23 protein-coding genes and 1 pseudogene are annotated in these 22,859 nt (G+C 54.7%); 12 read left to right on the top strand and 12 right to left on the bottom strand.

Annotated features, from left to right (window positions below; all coding sequences use genetic code 11):
- Positions 1 to 211 precede the first annotated feature (211 nt).
- Positions 212 to 838, top strand: coding sequence for an isochorismate family cysteine hydrolase YcaC (gene ycaC, locus KDX37_RS22490; RefSeq protein WP_231655225.1), 627 nt, complete (start codon positions 212 to 214; stop codon positions 836 to 838).
- Between the two features lie 238 nt (positions 839 to 1,076).
- On the opposite strand, the gene dctA is transcribed toward ycaC, so the two are convergent.
- Both dctA and KDX37_RS22480 read right to left on the bottom strand, forming a co-directional pair.
- Positions 1,077 to 2,384, bottom strand: coding sequence for a C4-dicarboxylate transporter DctA (gene dctA / locus KDX37_RS22485; RefSeq protein ID WP_231655224.1), 1,308 nt, complete (start codon positions 2,382 to 2,384; stop codon positions 1,077 to 1,079).
- Positions 2,385 to 2,483: 99 nt separating this feature from the next.
- Positions 2,484 to 3,653: a mandelate racemase/muconate lactonizing enzyme family protein gene (locus tag KDX37_RS22480; RefSeq protein ID WP_231655223.1), complete on the bottom strand. Its 1,170-nt coding sequence runs from the start codon at positions 3,651 to 3,653 to the stop codon at positions 2,484 to 2,486.
- A 99-nt stretch (positions 3,654 to 3,752) separates the two neighbouring features.
- On the opposite strand from KDX37_RS22480, the gene KDX37_RS22475 reads away from it, so the two are divergent.
- Entirely contained in the window at positions 3,753 to 4,646 is an 894-nt protein-coding gene (locus tag KDX37_RS22475; protein WP_231655222.1) for a LysR family transcriptional regulator, read from the top strand.
- Between the two features lie 334 nt (positions 4,647 to 4,980).
- On the opposite strand, the gene KDX37_RS22470 is transcribed toward KDX37_RS22475, so the two are convergent.
- A complete protein-coding gene (locus tag KDX37_RS22470) occupies positions 4,981 to 5,685 on the bottom strand; it encodes a helix-turn-helix transcriptional regulator (RefSeq protein WP_231655221.1) in 705 nt (234 codons plus the stop codon).
- A 3-nt stretch (positions 5,686 to 5,688) separates the two neighbouring features.
- A complete protein-coding gene (locus KDX37_RS22465) occupies positions 5,689 to 6,621 on the bottom strand; it encodes an NAD(P)-dependent alcohol dehydrogenase (RefSeq protein WP_231655220.1) in 933 nt (310 codons plus the stop codon).
- 339 nt (positions 6,622 to 6,960) lie between these two features.
- Between KDX37_RS22465 and KDX37_RS22460 the strand changes: the two genes are divergently transcribed.
- The 3 genes from KDX37_RS22460 to KDX37_RS22450 are packed head-to-tail and all read left to right on the top strand — an operon-like array spanning position 6,961 to position 9,162.
- A complete protein-coding gene (locus KDX37_RS22460; protein ID WP_231655219.1) occupies positions 6,961 to 7,659 on the top strand; it encodes a type 1 glutamine amidotransferase domain-containing protein in 699 nt (232 codons plus the stop codon).
- Positions 7,660 to 7,688: 29 nt separating this feature from the next.
- Positions 7,689 to 8,723 carry an amidohydrolase family protein gene (locus tag KDX37_RS22455; RefSeq protein ID WP_231655218.1) on the top strand — a complete coding sequence of 345 codons (1,035 nt, stop codon included), beginning with the start codon at positions 7,689 to 7,691 and terminating at the stop codon, positions 8,721 to 8,723.
- 52 nt (positions 8,724 to 8,775) lie between these two features.
- A complete protein-coding gene (locus tag KDX37_RS22450; RefSeq protein ID WP_231655217.1) occupies positions 8,776 to 9,162 on the top strand; it encodes a putative quinol monooxygenase in 387 nt (128 codons plus the stop codon).
- An 83-nt stretch (positions 9,163 to 9,245) separates the two neighbouring features.
- Here KDX37_RS22450 and KDX37_RS22445 read toward each other — a convergent pair whose 3' ends face one another.
- The 3 genes from KDX37_RS22445 to KDX37_RS22435 all read right to left on the bottom strand — a co-directional run bounded on the left by KDX37_RS22445 (position 9,246) and on the right by KDX37_RS22435 (position 11,283).
- Complete coding sequence (locus KDX37_RS22445; protein WP_231655216.1) at positions 9,246 to 10,295, bottom strand: NAD(P)-dependent alcohol dehydrogenase; 1,050 nt, start codon at positions 10,293 to 10,295, stop codon at positions 9,246 to 9,248.
- A gap of 90 nt (positions 10,296 to 10,385) precedes the next feature.
- Positions 10,386 to 10,679: a superoxide dismutase gene (locus tag KDX37_RS22440; protein WP_231655215.1), complete on the bottom strand. Its 294-nt coding sequence runs from the start codon at positions 10,677 to 10,679 to the stop codon at positions 10,386 to 10,388.
- A gap of 34 nt (positions 10,680 to 10,713) precedes the next feature.
- Complete coding sequence (locus tag KDX37_RS22435) at positions 10,714 to 11,283, bottom strand: flavodoxin family protein (protein WP_231655214.1); 570 nt, start codon at positions 11,281 to 11,283, stop codon at positions 10,714 to 10,716.
- A 187-nt stretch (positions 11,284 to 11,470) separates the two neighbouring features.
- Here KDX37_RS22435 and KDX37_RS22430 point away from each other — a divergent pair, with 187 nt between their 5' ends.
- Both KDX37_RS22430 and KDX37_RS22425 read left to right on the top strand, forming a co-directional pair.
- A complete protein-coding gene (locus KDX37_RS22430) occupies positions 11,471 to 12,298 on the top strand; it encodes a LysR family transcriptional regulator (RefSeq protein ID WP_231655213.1) in 828 nt (275 codons plus the stop codon).
- A gap of 390 nt (positions 12,299 to 12,688) precedes the next feature.
- Positions 12,689 to 13,426: an SDR family oxidoreductase gene (locus KDX37_RS22425; RefSeq protein ID WP_231655212.1), complete on the top strand. Its 738-nt coding sequence runs from the start codon at positions 12,689 to 12,691 to the stop codon at positions 13,424 to 13,426.
- A gap of 97 nt (positions 13,427 to 13,523) precedes the next feature.
- Here the strand turns inward: KDX37_RS22425 and KDX37_RS22420 are convergent, their stop codons facing one another.
- Positions 13,524 to 14,777 carry a Bcr/CflA family multidrug efflux MFS transporter gene (locus tag KDX37_RS22420; protein ID WP_231655211.1) on the bottom strand — a complete coding sequence of 418 codons (1,254 nt, stop codon included), beginning with the start codon at positions 14,775 to 14,777 and terminating at the stop codon, positions 13,524 to 13,526.
- A gap of 226 nt (positions 14,778 to 15,003) precedes the next feature.
- On the opposite strand from KDX37_RS22420, the gene KDX37_RS22415 reads away from it, so the two are divergent.
- Complete coding sequence (locus KDX37_RS22415; protein WP_231655210.1) at positions 15,004 to 15,495, top strand: (R)-mandelonitrile lyase; 492 nt, start codon at positions 15,004 to 15,006, stop codon at positions 15,493 to 15,495.
- The gene (locus KDX37_RS22410) at positions 15,492 to 16,280 is read left to right on the top strand and encodes a carboxymuconolactone decarboxylase family protein (protein WP_406643114.1); all 789 of its coding nucleotides are present in this window, start codon (positions 15,492 to 15,494) and stop codon (positions 16,278 to 16,280) included. Before KDX37_RS22415 ends, KDX37_RS22410 begins: the two co-directional genes overlap by 4 nt.
- A 5-nt stretch (positions 16,281 to 16,285) precedes the next feature.
- On the opposite strand, the gene KDX37_RS22405 is transcribed toward KDX37_RS22410, so the two are convergent.
- From KDX37_RS22405 to paoA, 4 genes are read right to left on the bottom strand one after another with little or no spacing between them, the layout of a single operon-like run.
- Positions 16,286 to 17,200, bottom strand: a complete 915-nt coding sequence (locus tag KDX37_RS22405; protein WP_231655209.1) for a LysR family transcriptional regulator — start codon at positions 17,198 to 17,200, stop codon at positions 16,286 to 16,288.
- A gap of 39 nt (positions 17,201 to 17,239) precedes the next feature.
- Complete coding sequence (gene paoC / locus KDX37_RS22400) at positions 17,240 to 19,450, bottom strand: aldehyde oxidoreductase molybdenum-binding subunit PaoC (RefSeq protein WP_231655208.1); 2,211 nt, start codon at positions 19,448 to 19,450, stop codon at positions 17,240 to 17,242.
- 52 nt (positions 19,451 to 19,502) lie between these two features.
- Positions 19,503 to 20,453, bottom strand: coding sequence for an FAD binding domain-containing protein (locus KDX37_RS22395; RefSeq protein ID WP_231655207.1), 951 nt, complete (start codon positions 20,451 to 20,453; stop codon positions 19,503 to 19,505).
- The gene (gene paoA / locus KDX37_RS22390; protein ID WP_231655206.1) at positions 20,450 to 21,109 is read right to left on the bottom strand and encodes an aldehyde dehydrogenase iron-sulfur subunit PaoA; all 660 of its coding nucleotides are present in this window, start codon (positions 21,107 to 21,109) and stop codon (positions 20,450 to 20,452) included. The genes KDX37_RS22395 and paoA overlap by 4 nt, the downstream gene beginning before the upstream one ends.
- A gap of 369 nt (positions 21,110 to 21,478) precedes the next feature.
- Between paoA and KDX37_RS22385 the strand changes: the two genes are divergently transcribed.
- The 3 genes and pseudogenes from KDX37_RS22385 to KDX37_RS22375 all read left to right on the top strand — a co-directional run.
- On the top strand, positions 21,479 to 21,868 hold the full coding sequence (locus KDX37_RS22385; protein WP_231655205.1) for a putative quinol monooxygenase: 390 nt from the start codon (positions 21,479 to 21,481) through the stop codon (positions 21,866 to 21,868).
- A gap of 75 nt (positions 21,869 to 21,943) precedes the next feature.
- Positions 21,944 to 22,339 (top strand): DUF1330 domain-containing protein, encoded by a 396-nt coding sequence (locus KDX37_RS22380; RefSeq protein ID WP_231655204.1) that lies wholly within the window; start codon positions 21,944 to 21,946, stop codon positions 22,337 to 22,339.
- Between the two features lie 15 nt (positions 22,340 to 22,354).
- Positions 22,355 to 22,756 (top strand): annotated as a pseudogene (locus KDX37_RS22375) (LysR family transcriptional regulator); the annotation flags it as partial.
- Positions 22,757 to 22,859: the final 103 nt, after the last annotated feature.

The following is a 22,859-nucleotide window of genomic DNA, read 5'->3' as shown; positions in this document are numbered from 1 at the left end:
GTAGCGGAGGCGGGTAGGGCAGGTGTCCAGCAACGGTAGCCTGCCAACTGCCTCACCGCTTGGGTGAATAGATCGAGTAAATCATCCAATTGTCCACTAGGGCGAGACAGTAAAGCGCTTTTCAGGTGATTTATCAGGTTCTGGGGAATGGATAATCTAGCGCCATACCGAACGACAACCCCATTACTGACTCACCTGAAAGGACTTCACGATGACGACTCCAACCTACAACCGCCTGAACAAAGACGACGCCGTAGTACTGCTGGTTGATCACCAGACTGGCTTGATCTCTCTGGTTCAAGACTTCTCGCCCAACGAGTTCAAGAACAACGTGTTGGCCCTGGCTGATGTTGCCAGGTTTTTCGAGCTGCCTACCATCCTGACCACCAGTTTCGAACAAGGCCCTAACGGCCCGCTGGTTCCAGAACTCAAAGAGATGTTCCCGGACGCGCCGTACATTGCCCGTCCCGGTCAGATCAACGCATGGGACAACGAAGATTTCGTCAAAGCGATCAAGGCGACCGGTCGCAAGCAGATCATTATTGCCGGTGTGGTGACCGATGTGTGCGTCGCGTTCCCGACCTTGTCGGCCCTGGCGGAAGGTTTCGACGTGTTCGTGGTCACGGATGCTTCGGGCACGTTCAATACGACTGTGCAGCAGGCGGCATGGAATCGCATGACCCAAGCGGGCGCGCAGATGATGAACTGGTTCTCGGTCGCGTGTGAGTTGCAACGCGACTGGCGCAACGACATCGAAGGCCTGGGCAACCTGCTGTCCCAGCGCATCCCTAACTACCGCAACCTGATGAACAGCTATTCGGCGCTGACCGCTCGTTGAGAAATTTCGCCGACAGGGCAGTGCCGGAGATTCGCCAGCACTGCCCTGTCCCGATGCGACGCGTGTCTCCAAGTCCAAATATCAACGCTCCGTCAGCCTTGACTTGATAACGCGTACCGGACGTCTTTTTTGCGTTTCGTGCCTGAAGCGCAAGCGTGCAGATGCGGTCACGGTCTTCAAGCTGGGTAGGACAGCATTACCTACGGCTGTCAGTAAGGGCTTCAATTCATCCTGGGAATTATTTTTGCGCCAGCAACGCCTTGCTCGCCAACTTGTCGCGTTTCATGGCAGCAATCTCACGCTCACAGGCCTCGACGTCGAATGAGTTGTCCCACTTGGCGATAGCGATAGTGCCGATGCCGTTACCGATGAGGTTGGTCACAGCCCGCGCTTCGTTCAGGAAGCGGTCGATACCCAAGAGCAAAACCAGCCCTACCAGCGGAATGGAGTGAATGGTCGTGAGCGTTGCCGCCAGCGTCACGAACCCCGCGCCTGCCACACCAGCCGAGCCCTTGGAGGTCAACAGGAATACGCCCAGCAGAATCATCTGATCCACGAACGTCAGCGGCGTATTGGTGGCCTGAGCGATAAAGATCGCGGCCATGGTGAGATAGATACAAGTGCCGTCCGCGTTGAAGGTGTAACCCGTAGGCAGCACCATGCCCACCACCGATTTCTTGCAGCCTAGCTTCTCAAGCTTCACCATCATTCGAGGCAGTACGGCTTCTGTTGAACAGGTGCCAAGCGTGATGAGGATTTCATCCTTGAAATAGCGAAGAAACTGCATTAACGGCATCCCCGACCATCTGGCAACTGTACCCAGCACCACCACAATGAAAATCAAGGTGGTGATATAGAGCGCGACCAGCAACTGGCCGAGCGACAGCAGAGTACCAATCCCGTACTTACCGATAGTGAACGCCATGCCGGCCCCGGCGCCAATCGGAGCCAAACGCATAACCATTGCGACGATCCTGAACAAGCCTTGCAAGAACAGATCAATGATGTTGATCAGTGGCTTGCTGGTTTCTCCCATTTGAACCAGGGCAACACCCATCAACACCGAAAGCAGAATGACTTGAAGCATGACGCCATTCGAAAATGCGCCAAGGAACGTGTGGGGGATGATATTGAGGAAGAAATCAAGGGTGCCGCCTTGCTCACTGGCGGCCTGGCTGTATTTACTGATTGCACTTCCATCAAGTACGCTGACATTGATATTCATGCCGACGCCAGGCTTGACGATGTTGACCACCAGGAGGCCGACGACCAAGGCAATGGTCGACAGAATTTCAAAGTAGAGCAGCGCTTTCACGCCAATCCGCCCGACCTCTTTGATGCTGCCCATCTTCGCGATACCCACCACGACGGTACCGAAAATAATGGGCGCCAGGAGCATTTTGATCAGTTTGATGAAGCCATCGGCAAAGGGTTGGAGCTTGGCTCCAATATCTGGCGCGAAGTAACCGATCGCTGCACCTATTACAATGCCGATCAGCACTTGCGCATAGAGCTGGCTGTACCAGCGGGACTTGGAAGTTTCCACGCAAGCACCTCATTTTATTGTTGTGATGGGCATGTGGCTTGGCGTCGGCAGTCAACGCCAGGTTTTGCGGCCTCTCTAAGGGCCGCAGATTGACGGCGATCAGCCTTCACCCAGTTCGCGCATGACTGCGTACAAGGCGGACTTGGCCTCGAAGCCCACACCTGGAATATCTGGCAGGCCGACGTATCCGTTTTCTACTTTGATGCCGTCAGCGAAGCCGCCGAACGGCTGGAACACATCCGGGTAAGATTCGTTGCCGCCCAGATGCAAGCCTGCAGCGATGTTCAGGGACATCTGATGTCCACCGTGCGGAACTACACGGCGGGAAGACCAGCCCATTTCTTCCATCACTTTCAGGGTGCGCATGTACTCCACCAACCCGTAGGAGAGCGCGCAGTCGAACTGCAGGAAATCGCGATCAGGGCGCATGCCGCCGTGACGAAGAAGGTTACGGGCATCCTGGTGGGAGAAGAGATTCTCCCCGGTCGCCATAGGCAGTTCGTAATGGTTGGCGAGTTCGGCCTGCAATGCATAGTCGAGCGGATCGCCAACTTCTTCGTACCAGAACAGGTTGTACTTCTTGATGGCTTCCGCATAAGCGATGCCTGTCTGGAGATCGAAACGACCGTTGGCATCGACCGCCAGCCGGCGACCGTCTCCCACCACTTCAAGCACGGCTTCGATACGACGAATATCTTCGTCCAGTGGTACTGCACCGATTTTCATCTTGACCACGTCGTAGCCGCGATCCAGATAGCTCTGCATCTCTGCCTTGAGCTTGGTCTGGTCTTTGCCGGGGTAGTAATAGCCCCCTGCTGCATAGACCCAGACCTTGTCATCGGCGACGCCATTACGGTAACGGTCGGCCAGCAAACGATAGAGAGGCTTGCCTTCAATTTTGGCGACGGCATCCCATACAGCCATGTCGATGGTGCCCACTGCAACCGACCGCTCGCCGTGGCCGCCTGGCTTCTCGTTGGTCATCAGGGTTTTCCAGATGGCGAACGGATCCAGGTTGTTGTTCTCATGGTCAACGAGCGTGTCCGGGTCAGCTTCGGTGATACGTGCCAGAAAGCGGTCACGCATCAGCGCGCCCTGGCCGTAGCGACCATTGGAGTTGAAACCGTAGCCGATGACAGGTTTGCCATCGCGAATCACGTCCGTGATGACCGCGACGACCGAGCAGGTCATTTTTGAGAAATCGATGTACGCATTGGCAATCGGGGAGGCAATGGAAACAGTTTTTTCGCGGATGTCTACGATGCGCATGACGGGTTCCTCTTGTTGTTTGTAGGCCCACGTTATGCGTTGCGATGGCACCCGCCCAATGCTATTAATGCCGCACCCTATGCACAGGAGGCATGGCCCTTGGAACTGGTTTGGCTCGAAGACTTCTCGGCGCTTGCGGAATACGGCAGCTTTGTCCGCGCGGCAGAGGCACGCCACATTACTCAGCCGGCGTTCAGCCGCAGAGTTCGCTCCCTGGAGAATTGGATGGGCGTCGAGTTGTTTGTGCGCACACCCCAAGGTGCAACCCTTACTGATGCAGGGCGGCAAATCTTGCCGCGTGCCCAGGAAGCTGCCAGACACCTGTACAGAATGCGCCACGAAGCTCAAGAGGTCGCAGGAATGGCGGCCCGATCGTTGCAATTTGCCGCCACTCACTCGCTGTCGTTCACTTTTTTCCCCAAGTGGCTTCGAAGCGCGGAAAACGGTGCCCCCATCGAGGCTGTGCAGTTGCACTCGGACAGCATGGCAGTATGTGAGCAGATGCTGATACATGGCCAGGTTCAGTTTCTGCTGTGCCACCGACATCCTGACGTTCCGCCTTTGCTGGCCCCTGACCAGTTCATTGGCAAGAAGGTCGGCGAAGACGTCCTCGTTCCTCTTGCAAGCCCCTCCGCCAACTTGGGCTCCTCTCCCGCGGCATTGCCCTACCTTGCTTACACACATGAATCTGGACTGGGACGTATCGTCGCCCACAGATTGCGTGGCAAGGAGGATTACCTCCATCTCAAGCCACTGTTCAGCAGCCATCTTGCAGCCGTTCTGATGTCCATGGCCCTGGAAAGCAAGGGCGTGGCATGGTTGCCCAAAAGCCTCACTGAGCAGGAAATTCTGGACGGACGTCTGGTCAGGGCGTTGGACGAAAGTTGGGATATACCGTTGGAAATCCATCTGACTCGCCCTGAAGCAATGCTCAGCAAGGCGGCAGAAGACTTCTGGGGCAGGGCGGGCAATGGGCAGACGCCCTTGGTGTGACTCGATAAGTGCGTTCGTCCTGCTATGGATTCTCATGGGTACAAGGCGTGCAGGATGTGAGTGACGTTCTTAATCAACAACTTGACGATCGCTGAAAGCGGTAACGTCGGTAAGGTCGTTTACCAGTAGAATTTCTGGCGTGGATAGAGAACTACATCCGGAACAGACGGCTGTCCTGATGTCGTTTTTTTTCGACTACTCGAGAGGGGGAGGAACGGCCAAGGCTTATTGGTGAGTAAGCGAATAAAACGCTACTACCCGACGATACATCCCTGCCGCATAGTCAGCTGTGCAGGGACAGTCCTGGATAGATTGCTTGGTCGGGTGACTACAATCAGCAAACCTCGCCACGGCCATTACACGGCAAAATATCCAAAGCACGCCATTCCTTGATCAGTTGGCGGCGATTACGAGAGTATCGTTCTACGAGCACTTCAGCGTGGACTACATCACTCAGATCTATCATGCGGTACTTGCCGTCAGCCTCGCACCATGCTGCCAGGGAGCGTTGCGTTTCGATAAACCCCAGCATGATCGGCCAGACAATCTGGTGGTCAGTAGGTGCATGAGTGATAGATAGCGTAATGCGTAGCTTGCACTGGTCGCGCATTGCTCGTCGAATTTCGCTTAAGTCGATCAAAGTAGAATGAGTGGCAGGGCTGCTTACGTAAAATGTCTCATCGTCGAGAATTGGGCGCATGTCCAAAGGCAACACCGCATCAATCTTGGCAAGGGCGTTTGTAACCGCGAAGGCAAGTTTTTCGTCAGTCTGACGACTGACCCACAAGGCGCCAGCCATTAGCGCCTGTAATTCTTCTTCTGTGAACGAGAGCGGTGGCAGAAGAAATCCAGGTTTGAGGGCATAACCCAATCCCGGCTCACCATCAATGTCGGCGCCCATACTTTGCAAGGTCTGTACATCGCGCCGAATGGTACGAAGTGACACCCCTAACTCTTGGGCAAGTGTCCGTCCCGATACGGTTCTGCGATGCCGGCGGAGCACTTGCATAAGCTCAAACAATCGATCACTTCTTGCCACTTCCTACTCCATCGCGATGACGCCTTTACCGCCGGCTTTCAGACCTTTTTCAAGTTCCACTATCAGTTGAATAGCGGCGCTCAGGGGAACAGTTTTTCCTATGGGGAGCTTGAAGCTACTCTGACTGGCAGCTTTGGCAAGCTTATCCAGAATTTCGGGGCGCGGCGATCCAATGACTGGTTTGAGCCGACGATCAAAAAAAGCTCGAATGAACTTGCCGGGGCCTGGGTTCAGATCCAAAAACACTCCACCTTTACGCAACATCGAAACGCCTGTCGAAACCGGTATCGTCGCCGCGGTGTCGTAAACCACGTCGAAGCGGGTGGCAATACTCGAAACCTGTGTATTGCGATAATCATAAACTGTCTGCACACCCAACGATCTTGCACGCGGTATGTCTTTGGCGCTGCAACTGCCCGAAACGACAGCGCCATGCATCACTGCTATTTGCACGGCCGCTTCTCCAACAGCCCCCATACATCCGTTTATGAAAACATGCTGGCCGTGTTGGAGCTTGGCCTTGTCTATCAGTCCATTCCAGGCGGTTACACCCGGTGTGCCCAGGCACGCCGCATCTTCGAAGGAGACCTCGTCAGGCTTAAGCGCTAAAAAAGCTTCCTTGGTGACGACCGCGTGGCCAAACGCACCGCTTTCCTTGAAGCGTGCAAGCCCGAAGACCGGGTCGCCGAGCTTGAAGCGGGTGACGCCGGGGCCAACCGATAGAATTGTTCCGGAGAAATCCATGCCCATTGCACGAGGAAATTTTTTTCCGGTAATTATCTTCATTTGCCCGGCGCGTAATTTCCAGTCAATCGGATTGATCGCGGCGAATTGAACGCTGACCGCCACCTCACCTTTGCCTGGAGAGGGTAGGTCAAAGTCGCTGAGCTGCATCACTTCAGACCCACCGTAACTGTCGTATTGAATGCGTTTCATCCTGCGTCTCCATAATCCAGCAAATGTGTGGAAACGACTCTAACGGGCCATGTGGCCAATTATTGGCACCATCGAGTAATTTTCTTGTACCGAATTAATCGCGGTTGCTGAGGATGTAAAAAGATCTTCCAGGCGCTGCTGGAGATTTTCGGGGAGAACCACTTCTTCAAGGATTGAAGAGCAATTTCATATCTGTTGGTAGGTGATTGGTTCCTGTCGGGATGCGGAGATGGGATTATTAATCCTCAATGTCTCCATGGTTTCTACATTAAAGTCTTTGGCGTATTTTCCACCTGTCCCGGAAAGGTTTCCAACCACTCAATCTTAAGGTTTACGGATATGTCCAACCAAGCCACTAAGCTAAAACCGGTACTTTTCGTGGTCACCAGTAACGCCGTAAAGGGGGCTACTGGAATTCCGACTGGCTTCAATCTGGCCGAGGTGACTCATCCTTTAGAAAAGCTACAAGCAGCAGGGATTACTGTGGAAATCGCCTCCATATTGGGAGGCGCTGCGCCGCTGGACGGCATGGAGGATATGACTGATCCGGTCATCGCTCACTATTGGGCTGACAATGTTTTTCGTCATGCCGTGGCCAATACCCTGAGCATTGACGATATCGCCCCATCTCGCTATTCGGCCATTTTTTTCGCCGGCGGACACGGCACGATGTGGGATTTTCCCGACAACACGGCTGTGCAAAAAGCCATCCGTGAGATTGATGGGGCGGGCGGCATTGTTTCAGCAGTCTGTCATGGCCCTGCGGCTTTTGTGAATGCACGCCGCGCAGATGGCACCTTGCTGGTGGCAGGCAAACGCCTGGCTGCATTTACTGACGCAGAAGAAGACGAGGTGCAATCGACTCACGTCGTCCCTTTCTTGCTTGCAAGCACTTTGGTTTCGCGTGGAGCGCTTCATCAAAGCGCTCCTAACTGGGCAGATAACGTAGTTGTGGACGGTCGACTTATCACGGGTCAGAACCCGCAGTCTGCTGCGAGCCTGGGAGAAGCCCTGAGAGACGCATTGCTGGCGTCATAAGCATCAACGTGCAACAGAGGACAGAACATATGAAACTGATTTGTGTGGAAGAACACGTTCTGGATCCCGCTATGGGCGCTGCTAGTCAGGCGCTTGTGGGCACACAAGCCCCTTATCTTTCAGGTTGGAGCAGTCGTGTCGTAGATGGCTTAAGGCCGGAAACTGATATCAGTCGGCCGCATGTCATCGCAGTTGCTGAGTCAGCTCGCAAAGGCCTGGATATGGGGGCGTCAAGACTTGCTGACATGGATGATGCAGGCATCAGTCTGCAAGTGCTCTCCTATGGCGGGTTCCCTCAAATGCTCTCAGCGGAAAAGGCCATTGATTTGTGCCGTACCGCGAACGATAAGCTGGCTGAGGCGGCGCATGCCAATCCCGCTCGCTTTTCGGGTCTTGCGACGCTTCCGTGGCAGGCACCAGAGGCCGCAGCAATCGAGCTGGAGCGGGCGGTCAAGCAGCTGGGCTTAAAGGGCGCTTTGATTAACGGCCGCCCCGGCGAAACCTTTCTGGACGACCCGCAATATTCCCCGATATTGAATGCTTTCAATGCGCTTAATGTGGCGTTGTATGTGCATCCAGGTTTGCCTCTGCCTGCGGTACAAGCTCCTTATTATGGTGGCTTCGACCGTGAGTTGAGTGCTCGGCTATCCATGTTTGCGTGGGGCTGGCATAACGAGGCGGGCATTCAGGTGGTGCGTATGCTCTTGGCGGGTATATTTGATCGCTATCCCTCGCTGCAAGTGATCAGCGGACACTGGGGGGAAATGGTGCCCTTTTTCCTGCAGCGACTTGAGGATTCGATTCCTCAGGAAGCCTCGGGTCTAAGCCGTCCGATCGTTCAGACCTATCGTGAACATGTCTATGTTTCGCCGAGCGGGATGCTCACCGCCCCACATTTTCAGTTTATTTATTCGTTAATGGGGGCTGAGCGCATCCTGTACTCCATCGACTATCCGTACCAGAGCCTGGACGGCGCGCGAGCGTTTATTGAAAACCTGCCAATCAGTGAGGCAGAGAAAGCGCTGATTGCCCATGGCAATGCCGAGAAGTTATTCGGGCTTTAAATCCGGTGTTGTCCGCGTGAAAGCTGATGCCCAAAATCATTGAGGGTTTGAGATGCCTGTTAAATCGTACGCCACAGAAATAGTGTCTCAAGGTGATCCCGGCGACAAAGGGAGGGCACTGCTTATTCGTATTGCCCAAATCCAGGTAGACCCCAAGCAGTTGGAGCAGTATCGGGATGCTTCCAGGCGTATGGTGGAAGAGTCTGTCGCCCAGGAACCGGGCGTTCTGGCTTTTTATGCGTTGGAGCGACGTGATGTGCCAGGTGGATTCTTTGTGGTCGAGATTTATCGCGATGAAGAAGGGTATCAGTCACATCTAAAGACCCAGTCGTTCAGGCAATACAAAGCGGCGGTAGCAGGTAGCGTCCAGTCTCTGGAACTGATCGATGTAGACGTCGTGGCGCTTGCAACAAAGCCATCAGATCATGATTTGATTTGACGATGCCGCCTCTATCGAGCGCCCTTGAGCTCTTTATCAGAGCTGCCTGGGTTTGCGGCTGGCATCACCCAGATGCTTTTTCCTTAAACGCTCAAAGATGACATCTCGATGACGAAGCGATATTTAACGTCGCTCCTCGACATCCTGTCGAAGGCTTCATCTATCTTTTGAATCGGGATTATTTCGACGTCAGAGACGATGCCTTTTTCGCCGCAGAAATCGAGCATTTGCTGGGTTTCTTTTACCCCTCCTATGAAGGAGCCTGTAACAGCCTTTCGACCGCTGACCAGCAGGCCGGCGTTTACCGGTGTAGACAGTGGGCCCATGTAGCCCACCAAAACCAACACGCCTTCCAGCTCCAGGGTAGGTACGTAAGGATTGATGTCGTGATCGTAGGGCACGGTATCGATAATTACATCGAATTGGCCAGTCACAGCGCCCATCTGTTCTGGATCGCTCGACACAACGACATGGTCGGCGCCCAGTCGAATTGCATCCTCCGATTTCCCCTCAGACCTTGTGAACAGGCTGACGTCTGCGCCCAAAGCCTTTGCCAGCTTCAATGCCATATGACCGAGCCCACCAAGACCGATGACAGCGACCTTGGTGCCAGCGCCGACACCCCAATGCAGCAAGGGTGACCACGTCGTGATGCCTGCGCAAAGCAGTGGTGCAGCGCCGGCAGGGTCAAGGCCGGCGGGAAGGGCGAGCACGAATTTCTCCCGTACTACGATGTTTTGCGAATAGCCACCAAAGGTCGCACTGCCGTCGAGTCTGTCTTTACTGTTGTAAGTAAAAGTCGATCCCTCCAGGCAGTTCTGTTCCCACCCGTGCAGGCAGGGCTGGCATTGCTGGCACGAGTCGACCATGCATCCAACGCCGACCAACTGATCAGCGCGAAAGCGCGTCACCTGTGCGCCGACCTGGCGTATTCGACCGATGATTTCGTGACCAGGGACGATGGGATAGGTTGTATAGCCGCCATGATCGCGTGCCAGATGCAAGTCGGTGTGGCAAACGCCGCAATACAAAATTTCGATGACAACATCGTCCTCTCGCGGGGTGCGTCTTTCGAAGGAAAACGGCTCAAGCGAAGCTGTGGCCGAGTGAGCTGCGAAGCCCAATACTTTCATACAATACGCCTTGTTATTATCCTGGGAGCCGCCCACTCCGGATTGAGTGCGGGCTCTCGTTGCAGTCAAGATTGCGGTTTTGCTTGACAATCACTCGACCGCAAACAGCGCTTCCCAGTTGGTGAACGGCCCGAGGGGGATGACATCCCAGTCAATCAGGCCGGCGCGGGCGAGTGGGAAGTCTGCCAACGCCTGTTTTGCAGCTTCAACTGACTCGAACTCGGCAATGATCGCGACGCCGGGCCGATCTTGCCGAAAGTAGATGTCACGTATGGCGCCGTTTTTATAGAGATTCCAGCTATGACGCACTTCAGCCTGCATGTATGGCTGATATTGGGTGAAGGTGGCGCCTGGCCGTGGGACGTCGAGGCAAAGCAGCTTCATGATCTGTTTCCTTGATCGAGGATAAGGGAGGGGGTCAAACGGGTTGGAATCGAGCTGCAATTTGCGCGATACGGCGACCAAAATATTCAGCTGTACGTAGGTCGCTGTCCGGGGGAGAGAGCTCGGGCGGCTGATCTGTATCTGCCTGTGTCATAACGCCAAGCCAACTTCCGAGCCGATTCAGGTCTCCAGTGGAGCCGGCGCTGCTGCTGTTGCCGGGCATCAAATCCAGGCCAACCCAGATCATTCCGTGCTGTGCGGCGAAGAGGGCCATCGCTATCAGGGAGTTGAGCTTGTCTCCGTTCTGGGCGCCAGAGTTTGTGAAGCCGGCGGCGATCTTGTTGCGCCACTTCTGCTGAGCCCAGGCTGTCTTGGTGGAATCTTCAAAAAACTGCTTCAGCTTTGCGCTGATAAAGCCGTTGTAGGTCGGCGAACCAAAGATAATCGCGTCGCTGTTTTCGAGACGCTCCCAGTCAGAAAAACCGTCACTGACAGAAATGGCCTTTACATCGGTTCCTTCAACCACCAGCGCGCCGTCAACTACGCATTCTGCTACGCGTTGGGTGTGTCCATAGCCGCTGTCATATACGATCGTGATAATCATCTGCCGCCCTTTTTTGCATGACATGCCGGATGCTAAAAACTCACTACCAACACGTAGTGCCTTGAAGTCTGAAAATCTTCTGCCCTTGTTTCTCGATTACTATAAAGTAGAAATTAAATACCCATTGTTGGCGATTATTCTCGTCAGTGGTTCCATAAGTTCTACATTTTCAGCCTGAGAGCGTGCTATGCGAGATAGGTTCGACGGTGTGCAACTGTTCGTTGAAGTTGTCGAGGCAGGTGGTTTCGCCAGGGCTGGCGAACGGCTGTCGTTGACGCGCTCAGCCGTCGGTAAGTCCATCGCGCGGTTGGAGGCGCGGCTGGGTGTCCAGTTGTTCAAGCGCACCACCAGGACGCAATGCATTACCGAAGATGGCCAACAGTATTACGAGCAATGCCTTCGAGCCCTGGAGGAATTGCGCGTCGGCGAGATCATGCTGGAGACTGGCCGCCGGGAGGTGGTCGGCAGGTTGAAAGTGTCACTGCCTGTGCTATTTGGGCGGTACTGCGTTGCGCCTATTTTACTGGGCTTTGCTCGTGCGCATCCTGGGCTGGAGCTCGAACTCAGCTTTAGCGATCGTCAGATAGATCTCGTGACTGACGGGTTCGACCTTGCAGTGCGCAGTGGCAGCCTTGGCAATGGAGCCACGTTACGCGCCCGCCGGTTGGTCAGCCAACCCAAGTTGCTGTGTGCTTCCCCTTCGTATCTCGATTTGCGTGGTACGCCGGAGTCACTTGCAGGCCTTTCGAGTCATGAACTCCTGCCGTACTGCCGTAACGGTCAGGCACTTCCTTGGCGGCTTCCCGACGCGAATGGTGTGTTGGTCGAGGTTCCTGTGTGTCCTCGCGTTCGTTTGGACGATCTCGAAATGGTGGCCGATGCGGCCGTCGCAGACATGGGCATTGCGTGGCTTCCGTACTGGTTGATTCGAGAGCGTATTCAACGTAATGAACTGGTCGAGATTTGGGGGGGGGCGACCCCGGGCGGTGATGGAGTGCAACGTTGTGTGGCCTGATGCTCAGCACCTTCCATTACGATCACGGCTGGCTATTGATCTGCTGGCACTGGAGCTTCCAAAGATTCTGGAAAGCCAGGCGCCTCAGACCTAGCTGACACCGCACATGCATGACCTTGGATGCGTTGACACAGCGTGGATGAAACTGGGTTTCACTTTTGTTTTATCAGCCGCAGGTAACGGCACGGGTTGTGATTCGCACAAAAGCTTGCTAAAAATTGCGTGTCGAAAGAGTGCAGGCCGGATGGTAGCCCGGTCAACGTTCCTTGGGACGTCAACTCCTCCCGAAAGGGTATCCGCGACACCTTCCCGGCTTGCCGGTTGCGAAGGTGTGCCTGCGGATTCCTCTTTTCGTGCAGCGCACCTTCTTACTGAACGTAGGAAGCTCTCATGAAACTCAGCGGCAATACCATTCTGATCACTGGCGGTGCCTCGGGCATCGGCTTCTCTCTCGCCAAACATCTCGCTCAAAATAATAATGTGATTATTTGCGGCCGTAATGAGGCGATGTTGGCCCGCGCTAAAGATAATGTTTCGACGCTGATCACACGTGTTTGTGATGTGGCTGACACTGATAGTCGTGGTGCGCTGGTGGAATGGCTCAAAGCCAACCACCCGAGCCTCAACGTTTTGATCAACAACGCTGGCGTTCAAAACCAACGTGATTTCAACAGCGACCCGCGTATGGATACGCTCGATGCAGAGGTCGCCGTTAACTTCACGGCTCCTGTCCACTTGATTGCGGAACTACTGCCAAGCTTAAAACAGCAAGAAAAGGCGTACATAATCAATATCAGCTCTGGCCTGGCATTCTCGCCCATGGCTGACGTGCCGGTGTATTGCGCAACCAAGGCGGCTATTCATTCCTTTACGCTGAGCCTGAGGCATCAACTGAAGTCTTCTAATGTCCGCGTCATTGAAGTTGCTCCGCCATTAGTCGATACCGGGCTCGGTGGCGGTACTCGCAGCGCGGGCGCGGTAAGCCACATGATGGTGTCAGCTGATGACTTTGCCGATGAGACCATTGAGCAGCTCGCAGCGGGTAAAGAGGAGATTCTGGTCGGTATTTCCATAAAGACTCGTCAGATGGGAGACGCGATGTTCGAGATTATGAATAACCGTGACTGAGCCCAGGCTAAGAGCTGTCCGAAGGGCAGTTCTTCCTCAATGAAGGCGTGCTGCCCATTCATTCGTTCAAACCATTCCGGGAGGAGATAAACTCATCTTATTCAAGGCCCGGGGCTGAGGCTCTGGGCACCGACAATGCGCAAAGCAGACAACCTGTACCGCAGACTGCCACAACAGAACCCAATGGCAGCGCAGAGCCATTCGCGAAAAATGCTACCGCTGCCGATCCAAGCATGGCCGAGCCATATTGCAGCGCGCCGACCAATGCAGAGGCCGAGCCACTGGCATCTGGAAAGCAATTCAATGCGCCCGCTACCGAGTTGGCCAACACCAGTCCTGTCGCCGCGACGAAGAGCAGGCAAGCGAAAATCATCAAGGGTAGTCCACCCCAGTCTGCCCAGGTATTCACGACCAGTATCAAGCCTGCGCAGGCCGATACTAACGCCCCCAGCCGCAGCATTGTTTCAGTATCGTAGCGCTGTAGCAGCCTGGCGTTAATTTGTGCAGTGACCATCATGCCGATAATTCCTCCCGCAAATATCAGGCCGTAAAACTGCGGAGATATGTGGTAATACGTGATGTATGCAAAGGGGGAGGCGGCGATGTAAGCGAACGTGCCAGCATAAAAAAACGCACCGGCGGCCGTATAACTCAAGAAGCGACTATCACGAAAGAAACTGCCATATCGTTTGACGATCTGATTGAGCGAGGCAGGGCTGCGCCGTTGTCGTGGAAGCGTTTCCGGCAGCATGGATAGGCTGATCAGTGTTACGACGGCTATCAGCACCAGGCTCCAGAAAATTGCCTGCCATGAGCCGAATCGTAAAATCTGTCCACCCAGGGTAGGTCCAGCGAGCGGGGCTATGGCCATGATGGTCATAAGCGTAGACATTTTCTGAGCCGCCTCTCGGCCTTCATAAATGTCTCTTACCATCGCGCGCGCTAACACTACGTTTGCGCATGCCCCCAGTGCTTGAACGACGCGCCAGATAATAATCTGGGTGCCATCTGTGGCCATTGCGCAGCCTGCCGATCCTGTGATGAAAAGTATCAACCCAATGGCGACAGGTAATTTCCGTCCGAAGCGATCACTGATTGGCCCCCAGAACAACTGTCCTGCGCTGAACCCGATGAGGTAGCCCGTAACGGTGAATTGCAGGGTGCCGGCACTTATGTTGAGTGCCTGCGCCATCTCAGGCATGGCTGGCAGGTACAAGTCGGTCGAGATAGAGGCGAATGCCATCAGCAGGCTGAGAATAAGCAAGGTCCGCAAAGCGTGATCCGGGGGCTTGTCTGTCGCGCGGGTATTCAACGCTTCGGTTTTTTGAGAAACAACGTCCAGTTGACTCATGAAAAATTCGGCGCTCCTGATAGGTTCGGGACGCATACGCTAATACAAGCCCGTCCATAGGAAAACACACCCGCGAAGGATGAACCGCTGAGCTCTACTCACCAATGGTCTGGATTGCCCATTGCTGAGTGATGCTCATCTGTACATCAACCCAGCAGCTGGTAGTTGAGCGAGAAATCATGCTTTAGGTTGTTGGCAAGTGTACTTCTTCAGCAGGGAGCTACAGATGCGTCAAAGATCAACCTTGTCAGCATTCGTCTTGTTGGCCACTGCCACACTCAACGCCAGCGCTGCCGATGAACCCAACCGGCAATCCATGACCGTGGTAAAAAATGGCGAGCAGGCCTCAATTATCGGGGCGCCCACGAATTTCGTGGGCAGCGCACGAATAGACCCTCTGTTTGCCGCACAAGCACCCTCGAAGGTCTCGGCAGGCTATGTCACCTTCCAGCCAGGGGCGCGATCCAATTGGCATACCCACCCGCAGGGACAAATGTTGGTGGTAACGACGGGTAGCGGGTGGGTTCAACAGGAGGGTGCTGAAAAGCAGGTTATCAAACCTGGTGACGTGATATGGACTCCCCCAGGCGTCAAGCATTGGCATGGCGCCACCAGCACGACGGGCGTGACCCATATGGCTATTCAAGGAACGCTTGACGGTAAGAATGTTGAGTGGCTTGAGCCTGTCACCGAAGCCCAGTACGGAGCTTCATTATGATTATTCGCACATTTTCAGCAGCAAGTTTAGCGCTATGTTTGTCTGCATTCGCCACCGCCAACGTGGCAATGACCAAGGAAAATTCTCACATGCCCAACTCCGCCGATCTGCGCGCCATTTCACCAGTCATGGCTCACAACACCGACACATTACTCCTTGGTGAGGTATGGAAGCGCCCAGAGTTGTCTCCCCGAGATCGGAGCCTTGCAACCGTGGCGGTGCTGATTGCGCGAGGTCAGACAGCAGAACTGGCCGCCCACCTTGATCTGGCGCTGAAGAACAGTGTGACTCCTCTGGAGTTGTCCGAAGCAATCAACCATCTCGCGTTTTACTCGGGCTGGGGTAATGCCGCTGGAGCAGCACCGATCGCTAAAGATGTCTTCAGCAGGAACGGCATATCAGTTGATCAACTGGCTCCAGTATCGCCCGTCCTTCTGCCTATTGATCAGGTTGCCGAAGATGCCCGCGTAGCGAGTGTCGACAAATCGGTTGGCCCGGTTTCGCCTAGGCTAGTGCAGTACACTACCAGCGCGCTATTCAATGATCTATGGCTGCGACCTGGTCTCGCCCCCAGAGACCGCAGCCTGATAACTGTGACAACGTTAGTGGCCAATGGTCAGGTTGCTCAGATCGGGTACCACCTCAATCGTGCAATGGACAATGGCCTGACGCAGACCGAGGCGTCCGAACTGCTGTCGCACCTTGCCTTCTATGCGGGCTGGCCTAACGCTTTTTCGGCGGTGCCTGTTTTCAACGATGTATTCACCAAGCGGCAGGCGAGCTAAATCCGTCATGGAAGTGGGCCCATGGGTTCGAGTTCACGAATCAGGTCAATGAGGAGGCGAAGGCCCACTGGAACCTGCCTGAAGCTTGAATAATAGATATGAAAGCCGGGGTCGTAGTGAGTCCAGTCTTCAAGCACTCGCTGCAGCGAGCCTTCCGCGATCTGTCGCTCGACGACTGAGGCTAGAACGTACATCAAACCAGCGCCGCGCATGGCCATCGTTACACCAACGCGTGCTTCATCGATCGTGATGGCTCCGGGAACGTCAATCTCCATCTGTTGGCCGCCTTTCGAGAATTGCCAGTGGTAAATGTGTGCATTACCCAGGCGCACGCGTAAACAACGATGCTGATATAAATCTTCTGGATGTATCGGGGTGCCAAATCGCTCAAGATAATCAGGCGCCCCAACGACTGCCCAGGCTACATCGGGAGATAGTCGTTGAGCGATCATATCTTCGGGAACAGTCCCACCGAAACGAATGCCTGCATCATGACCGTCGCCGATAACATCGACCATTTTATTGGTAACGGTCAGGTCGACCTCGATATCCGGATAGCGGTCAACAAAAACAGGGAGTACGGGGCCCAAAAGCAGTTTTGCGCCGTCGCTCAAGACGTTCAGACGGATACGCCCTGCGGGTTCATCGCGTAGCCGATTCAGCGTCTCCAGTGCTTGGCCGATATCATTGACCGGTGCGCTGATGAGGCCCTGCAACTCCTCACCAGCGGCCGTCAGGGTCACGCTTCGAGTTGTGCGATTGAGCAGTCGTACACCAAGCCGCGTCTCAAGTCCTTTCATGGCATGGCTCAGCGCTGACGCACTGATACCGACCTCCAGACCAGCCTTTCTGAAGCTTTGATGCCGCGCGATGGCGAGGAAATAAACAATGTCTGCCAAATTCGTACGGCTTAACTGCATTTGTTACTCCGAAGCCAAAACAGTGAGTTGTGGGGAACGTCAGCCCAGAGCGGGCAAATGTTCAATGAGTTTATCGAGTGTGATTGGGTAATCGCGCACCCTTATGCCGGTAGCGTTATAGACAGCGTTGGCGATTGCTGCGGCTGCTCCGGAAATACCGAGCTCGCCTACGCCTTTAGCTTTAAGAGGCGTCGTATAGGGGTCTACTTCATCCAGGAAAATGACCTCCTGATGAGGAATGTCGGCATGAACCGGAACTTCGTAGCTGGCCAGATCGTGATTAACAAAGAAACCCAAGCGATGATCCACAATCATTTCTTCCATTAGCGCCGCGCCCGCGCCCATGGTCATTCCCCCAATGATCTGACTTCGGGCTGTTTTGGGGTTGAGTATTCTGCCTGCTGCGCACACCGCCAACTGACGGCGAATACGAATTTCTCCTGTCGCAGCGTTTACGCCAACCTCGACAAAGTGAGCGCCAAAGGCTTGCTGGGCATACTGCTTTGCCAAGTCGCCAAACTCCATGACGTCTTCGGCCGACAGGTCGCCATCTTTGGTCGCATCGTCCAATGGCAGGTTGTTCGAACCTTCACGAACGTGGCCACCTATAAATTCCGCTTTCGTTGGATCCAGGCCCAACTTGGTAGCGATGACTTCCCGGAGTTTTACGCAGGCGGCATAGACGCCCGCCGTTGATGAGGCCGCTCCCCATTGACCACCAGACCCTGAAGACTCCGGGAATCTTGAATCTCCCAAGTAGACGTTCACCTTGTACATCTCAACGCCCAACATTTCAGCAGCAGTCTGGGCGATGATCGTGTAAGAGCCGGTTCCGATGTCTGTCATATCTGTTTCGACGGTGATCAAGCCTTTGCGGTCAAGCCGGACGCGAGCAGCGGATTTCGTTGTAGGTGCGCCTCGAATCGCGGAGGCCATCCCCATTCCGACCCACCAGCCGTCATGCAATTCTTTACCCGGACGGGCGTTACGTCGAGCCCAGCCAAAATGATTGGCTCCTGTATTCAAGCACTCTACTAGCTGGCGCTTTGAAAACGGGCGATCAGGCTGCTCCGGGTCTACCTGGGTGTCGTTGATGACGCGAAACCTCACAGGATCCATCCCCAGTTTTTCAGCCATTTCGTCCATGGCAATTTCCAGCGCCATCATGCCTGGCGCTTCGCCGGGCGCACGCATCGCGCTGCCTTCAGCAAGATCGAGTTTGGCAAGGTACAAACGGGTCATACGGTTCGCGCCCGCATACAATGTTCGGGTCGATGCGGTGGCGGCTTCAGTACGACCACCGCGCAGATTGCCTGACCAACTCTCGTGGCCGATGGCGGTAAGCGTGCCGTCCGGATTGGCACCGAGCCGTATTCTTTGAATCGTCGCGGGTCTGTGGGTCAGGTTGTTGAACATGAGTGGGCGGGGGAGTGCGACTTTTACCGGGCGCCCGGCTTCTCTAGCAGCAAGAGATGCCAGCACCGCGTCACACAGAATGGTGCCCTTACCGCCAAAGCCGCCGCCAATGTAAGGTGAGATCAAGTGAATGTCGTCTTTGGGAATACCCAGTGTTTTGGCAAGATCTCTGACACCCCAGTTCATTTGCTGAATGGAAGTCCATAGTGTCAGTTTTTCTCCCTGCCACTGAGCGATGGTCGCGTGGGGTTCCATCATCGCGTGTGCATGATCCGGAGTCGTGTAATGGCCGTCGAGTGTAAACGCTGCCTTCTTGAACGCGCCTTCGAAATCCCCGATTGCCGTTTGTGGGGGAGGGCCGAACGCCCCCGGTGCAGGTGTCGTGGCTGACTCGCGTTGGGCGGCCAGATCGTAGGATCCGGACTCTCTGACGTAATAGACGCGAACCAATGCCGAAGCGGCCCTTGCCTGTTCAAACGTGTGCGCAACGACGATCGCCACTGCCTGGTGATAGTGATCCACCTGGGGGCCGGCTAGTGCGCGATCAACGTAAAATTCGCCCCTGTCCAGATGACCCGCATTCTCATAGGTGACGATTGCAATAACGCCGCTGGCTTGGCGTGCTTCGCTCGAATCGATTGATGAGATGCGTCCCTTGCCAATGGATGAACCTACTACATAACCGTAAGCAGGGGGGCTGACCATGGCCTGTTGTTCGTAGGCATAGGTCGCAGTACCGGTTGTTTTCAGTTTGCCTTCAACGCGATCTTTGGGTTGCCCAATGATCTTCATTTGATCGATGGGATTTGTGCTCGCAGGCGTATCAAACTTCATGAGGCTCACTCCTGGTCAATCGACCGCAGCCGTGCAATGCCAGTGATTTTGCTTAGGAAGACGCGCTGGAAAGAGCAAGACTGATCGTCCTTTCTACCAGTTTGATTTTGAAGGCGTTCTGCGCGGTAGGATTAGCGCCGGCCAGCAAACGTGTGGCTACGGCCTTCGCGCCGTCAGGGAGATACGCTTCGGCATCTTCACTTCGCCAAGGCTTGTATGCCACGCCACCCAGAGCGAGCTGTCCGGTTTGGTCAGGCAGTACGATCGCCGCGACAGACACCAGCGCAAACGCGTAGGACGCACGGTCGCGAACCTTGTAGTAGATATGCTTGCCTCCTGGAGGTTCAGGCAAGGTCACAGCCGTAATCAGTTCGGCTTTACCCAGAGTGTTTTCTATATGCGGGGTATCCCCGGGAGCCCGGTAAAGATCGGCGATTGCGATCGTCCTGACTTGGCCGTCTGAGTTGAGTGTTTCTACCTTCGCGCCCAATGCTCGCATTGCCACGGCCATATCGCTCGGATGACTGGCAATGCAGGCATCGCTGATTCCGATAATCGCTTGCTGCCGGCTGGCGCCACCCATCGCAGAGCAGCCAGAACCTGGGCGCCGCTTGTTGCACGGCTGATTGGTATCGTAAAAGTAGGCGCAGCGGGTGCGTTGCAATAGGTTGCCTGCCGTTGTGGCTTTATTGCGCAGTTGCCCTGACGCTCCGGCAAGCAGTGCCTTGGACAGTAAGGCGTAGTCTCGACGAATTTGAGGCGCAGCGGCCAGGTCGGTGTTGCGCACCAGGGCGCCGATCCTTAGTCCGCCGTCCTCGGTCGGGGTAATTTTGTCGAGCGCCAGCCCGTTCACATCAATAAGGTGCGGAGGAGTCTCGATTTCCAATTTCATCAGATCGAGCAGATTGGTACCGCCGGCAATGAATCGGAAGCCTGGATTATTGGCGGCAGCGTTCACCGCCTGTTGTACAGATGTCACCCGTTCGTAAGTGAAGGACTTCATACTTCACCCCCGGCCACTTCAGTAATGGCATCGACGATGTTGGAGTACGCGCCGCATCGGCAGATATTGCCACTCATACGTTCCCGGATTTCAGCAGCGCTTACGGGACTCTTCGCGATCAAATCGCTGCTTACGTGACTGGGTATTCCGGCCTTTATCTCTTCAAGCATCGCCACTGCCGAGCAAATCTGTCCAGGCGTGCAGTAACCGCATTGATAGCCGTCATGTTTGATGAATGCCGATTGCAGTGGATGCAGATTGTCCGGCGTGCCGAGCCCTTCAATGGTGGTGATGATGTCGCCTTCGTGCATGACCGCAAGCGTCAGGCATGAGTTGATTCGTCTTCCTTCAACGATCACCGTACAGGCGCCGCACTGGCCGTGGTCGCAGCCCTTCTTGGTGCCCGTCAAGTGAAGCCTTTCTCGAAGGACGTCCAAGAGAGTAGTACGGTTGTCCACATCCAGAGCAAATCGTCGGCCGTTGAGGTTGAACGTTACATGGCTGTCCGGTGGGCTATGCGCTGCGGACTTCATCCTGGCAATCGCCTGAGCATCATCGACCTTCGCAAATACTACTGTTACAGCAGTACCTGCTGTGCCGATCAGGACTTGTCGTCGGGATAGTTCTATTCCAGCGTCGGGTTTTCCAGGGTTCATCAACGTCTCCGTTAGCAGCGTGGGTGGCTGAAGCCGGTCGCTCCTCAAGTATTCCTTCCAGGTACGAAGCTTTAATCACCAATGCACTGGATGAAAAACGTTTTATTGGACTTTTCATCGGTGGAGCCTATGGCACTGGACTCCAGCTGATAACCGGGGTTTTCAGAATGAAGTCATGAGCAGGGCTCAGTAGTTCTGCCTGGACGTCGTCAATCCGCTGCACTGATGCATGATTAGAAACACAATATTAATTAGCATGCCCTTGCTCCCGAGGGTTCGCTGGCTCATAACAGTTATCTAGTGTGCTCATGAATCCTTTTCGAGGATGCGGTGTAGCATGACTCGCTAATAACTATCAGAGATATACGAATGCGTATTCCAGCCCTGTGTACAGCCGCTGCCATTGTTTGTTTTGGGGGAGGATCGGTGCTCGCAGGTGAACCAACTGAAAAGGTTGTGCGTATCGCTCAGCTTGTGATTGACCCTGCTCAGCTGGCGGCGTATCACGCTGCAGTCAAAGAGGAAATGGCCGACTCCGTTCGCCTTGAGCCGGGGGTGCTTGCTATCTACTCCGTCGCGGAAAAAGATCATCCGAATCGGCTTCACTTCTTCGAGATCTATGCAGATGAGGCCGCGTATCGAAGTCATATAGCGTCCTCGCACTTTCAGAAATACGTGAAAACTACCCAGTCAATGATCGCATCCAGAGTGCTAATGGAAACCGAACCGGTTCAACTCAGCACTCAAACCGGAAAGTGATCGATTTTCTGTGAGTGGCGGGTCGGTAAAGTAGTATCGGACTGAGCGGGCTTGTTTTTTTAATGGAGGAAAATGATGAGTAACTTTAAGGGGATGACGCTTGCCATGGCGTGCCTGGCTTTTTTTGCAGCAGGCATCGGCCAGGTAATCGCATCAGAAGCAAACACGGCAACGCCCCCGGCCTATTATGTTGCCGAATTTGAGATCACCGATGCTGAGGGAATAAAACCTTACAGTGCCCAGGTCGAATCAACCTTCAAACCCTACGGGGGGCATTTCATCGTCCGTGGCGGCAAGACTGTTTCACTCGAGGGTGTGGCGCCAAAACGTCGACGCGTTGTGATCGAGTTTGCAAGCGTGGAAAAAGCCCAGGCATGGTACAACTCTGCCGAGTACACAGAACTGAGGAAAATCCGCCAGCGTACGGCCAAGACAGACGTCTATTTGATCGAGGGGGTATCGGCGCAATAGTCGAGGAGTAGCGCCATGCTGCGCGAGAATGCGAATGACCTACTGGTCTTCATTGCAGTGGCTAGAGAAAAAAGCTTCACGAAGGCGGCTTCACAGCTTCGCGTCTCTCAATCTGCGATGAGCCACACCATCAAGGCGTTCGAAGAGAGGCTAGGGCTGAGACTTCTGACCCGTACAACGCGAAGTGTCACGTTGACGGATGCCGGACAAGCGCTCTACGACGGTATGAGCCCTCACTTTGACGCATTTCAGGCACTGCTAGGCCTTCGAGAAAAGCCAGCCGGCACAATAAAGATTACCGCAGCAGATTTCAGCTTTCATACGGTGTTATGGCCAGTGCTTGAGACCTTCCTGGCTCGCTACCCAGACATCAATGTAGAAGTGAACTGTGACTATCGGTTGGTCGACATCGTAGCCGACCGTAACCGCTCCATTAACCCCACATTCAAAGCACTAAGCTAATGCCAGATGCTGGGCTCCCGATTCTCTCAGGAGCCCATCGATCATGATGCGACCCGAC

It is taken from the genome of Pseudomonas californiensis, from assembly GCF_021147775.1.
Taxonomy (GTDB): Bacteria; Pseudomonadota; Gammaproteobacteria; order Pseudomonadales; family Pseudomonadaceae; genus Aquipseudomonas; species Aquipseudomonas californiensis.
This window is presented reverse-complemented; position numbering and strand designations above follow the sequence as displayed.

Coding starts and splice junctions, on each gene's coding strand:
- ycaC (WP_231655225.1), top strand. CDS start 212: ATGACGACTCCAACCTACAACCGCCTGAACAAAGACGACGCCGTAGTA.
- KDX37_RS22480 (WP_231655223.1), bottom strand. CDS start 3,653: ATGCGCATCGTAGACATCCGCGAAAAAACTGTTTCCATTGCCTCCCCG.
- KDX37_RS22465 (WP_231655220.1), bottom strand. CDS start 6,621: ATGAAACGCATTCAATACGACAGTTACGGTGGGTCTGAAGTGATGCAG.
- KDX37_RS22460 (WP_231655219.1), top strand. CDS start 6,961: ATGTCCAACCAAGCCACTAAGCTAAAACCGGTACTTTTCGTGGTCACC.
- KDX37_RS22455 (WP_231655218.1), top strand. CDS start 7,689: ATGAAACTGATTTGTGTGGAAGAACACGTTCTGGATCCCGCTATGGGC.
- KDX37_RS22450 (WP_231655217.1), top strand. CDS start 8,776: ATGCCTGTTAAATCGTACGCCACAGAAATAGTGTCTCAAGGTGATCCC.
- KDX37_RS22445 (WP_231655216.1), bottom strand. CDS start 10,295: ATGAAAGTATTGGGCTTCGCAGCTCACTCGGCCACAGCTTCGCTTGAG.
- KDX37_RS22440 (WP_231655215.1), bottom strand. CDS start 10,679: ATGAAGCTGCTTTGCCTCGACGTCCCACGGCCAGGCGCCACCTTCACC.
- KDX37_RS22435 (WP_231655214.1), bottom strand. CDS start 11,283: ATGATTATCACGATCGTATATGACAGCGGCTATGGACACACCCAACGC.
- KDX37_RS22430 (WP_231655213.1), top strand. CDS start 11,471: ATGCGAGATAGGTTCGACGGTGTGCAACTGTTCGTTGAAGTTGTCGAG.
- KDX37_RS22425 (WP_231655212.1), top strand. CDS start 12,689: ATGAAACTCAGCGGCAATACCATTCTGATCACTGGCGGTGCCTCGGGC.
- KDX37_RS22420 (WP_231655211.1), bottom strand. CDS start 14,777: ATGAGTCAACTGGACGTTGTTTCTCAAAAAACCGAAGCGTTGAATACC.
- KDX37_RS22415 (WP_231655210.1), top strand. CDS start 15,004: ATGCGTCAAAGATCAACCTTGTCAGCATTCGTCTTGTTGGCCACTGCC.
- KDX37_RS22410 (WP_406643114.1), top strand. CDS start 15,492: ATGATTATTCGCACATTTTCAGCAGCAAGTTTAGCGCTATGTTTGTCT.
- KDX37_RS22405 (WP_231655209.1), bottom strand. CDS start 17,200: ATGCAGTTAAGCCGTACGAATTTGGCAGACATTGTTTATTTCCTCGCC.
- paoC (WP_231655208.1), bottom strand. CDS start 19,450: ATGAAGTTTGATACGCCTGCGAGCACAAATCCCATCGATCAAATGAAG.
- KDX37_RS22395 (WP_231655207.1), bottom strand. CDS start 20,453: ATGAAGTCCTTCACTTACGAACGGGTGACATCTGTACAACAGGCGGTG.
- paoA (WP_231655206.1), bottom strand. CDS start 21,109: ATGAACCCTGGAAAACCCGACGCTGGAATAGAACTATCCCGACGACAA.
- KDX37_RS22385 (WP_231655205.1), top strand. CDS start 21,479: ATGCGTATTCCAGCCCTGTGTACAGCCGCTGCCATTGTTTGTTTTGGG.
- KDX37_RS22380 (WP_231655204.1), top strand. CDS start 21,944: ATGAGTAACTTTAAGGGGATGACGCTTGCCATGGCGTGCCTGGCTTTT.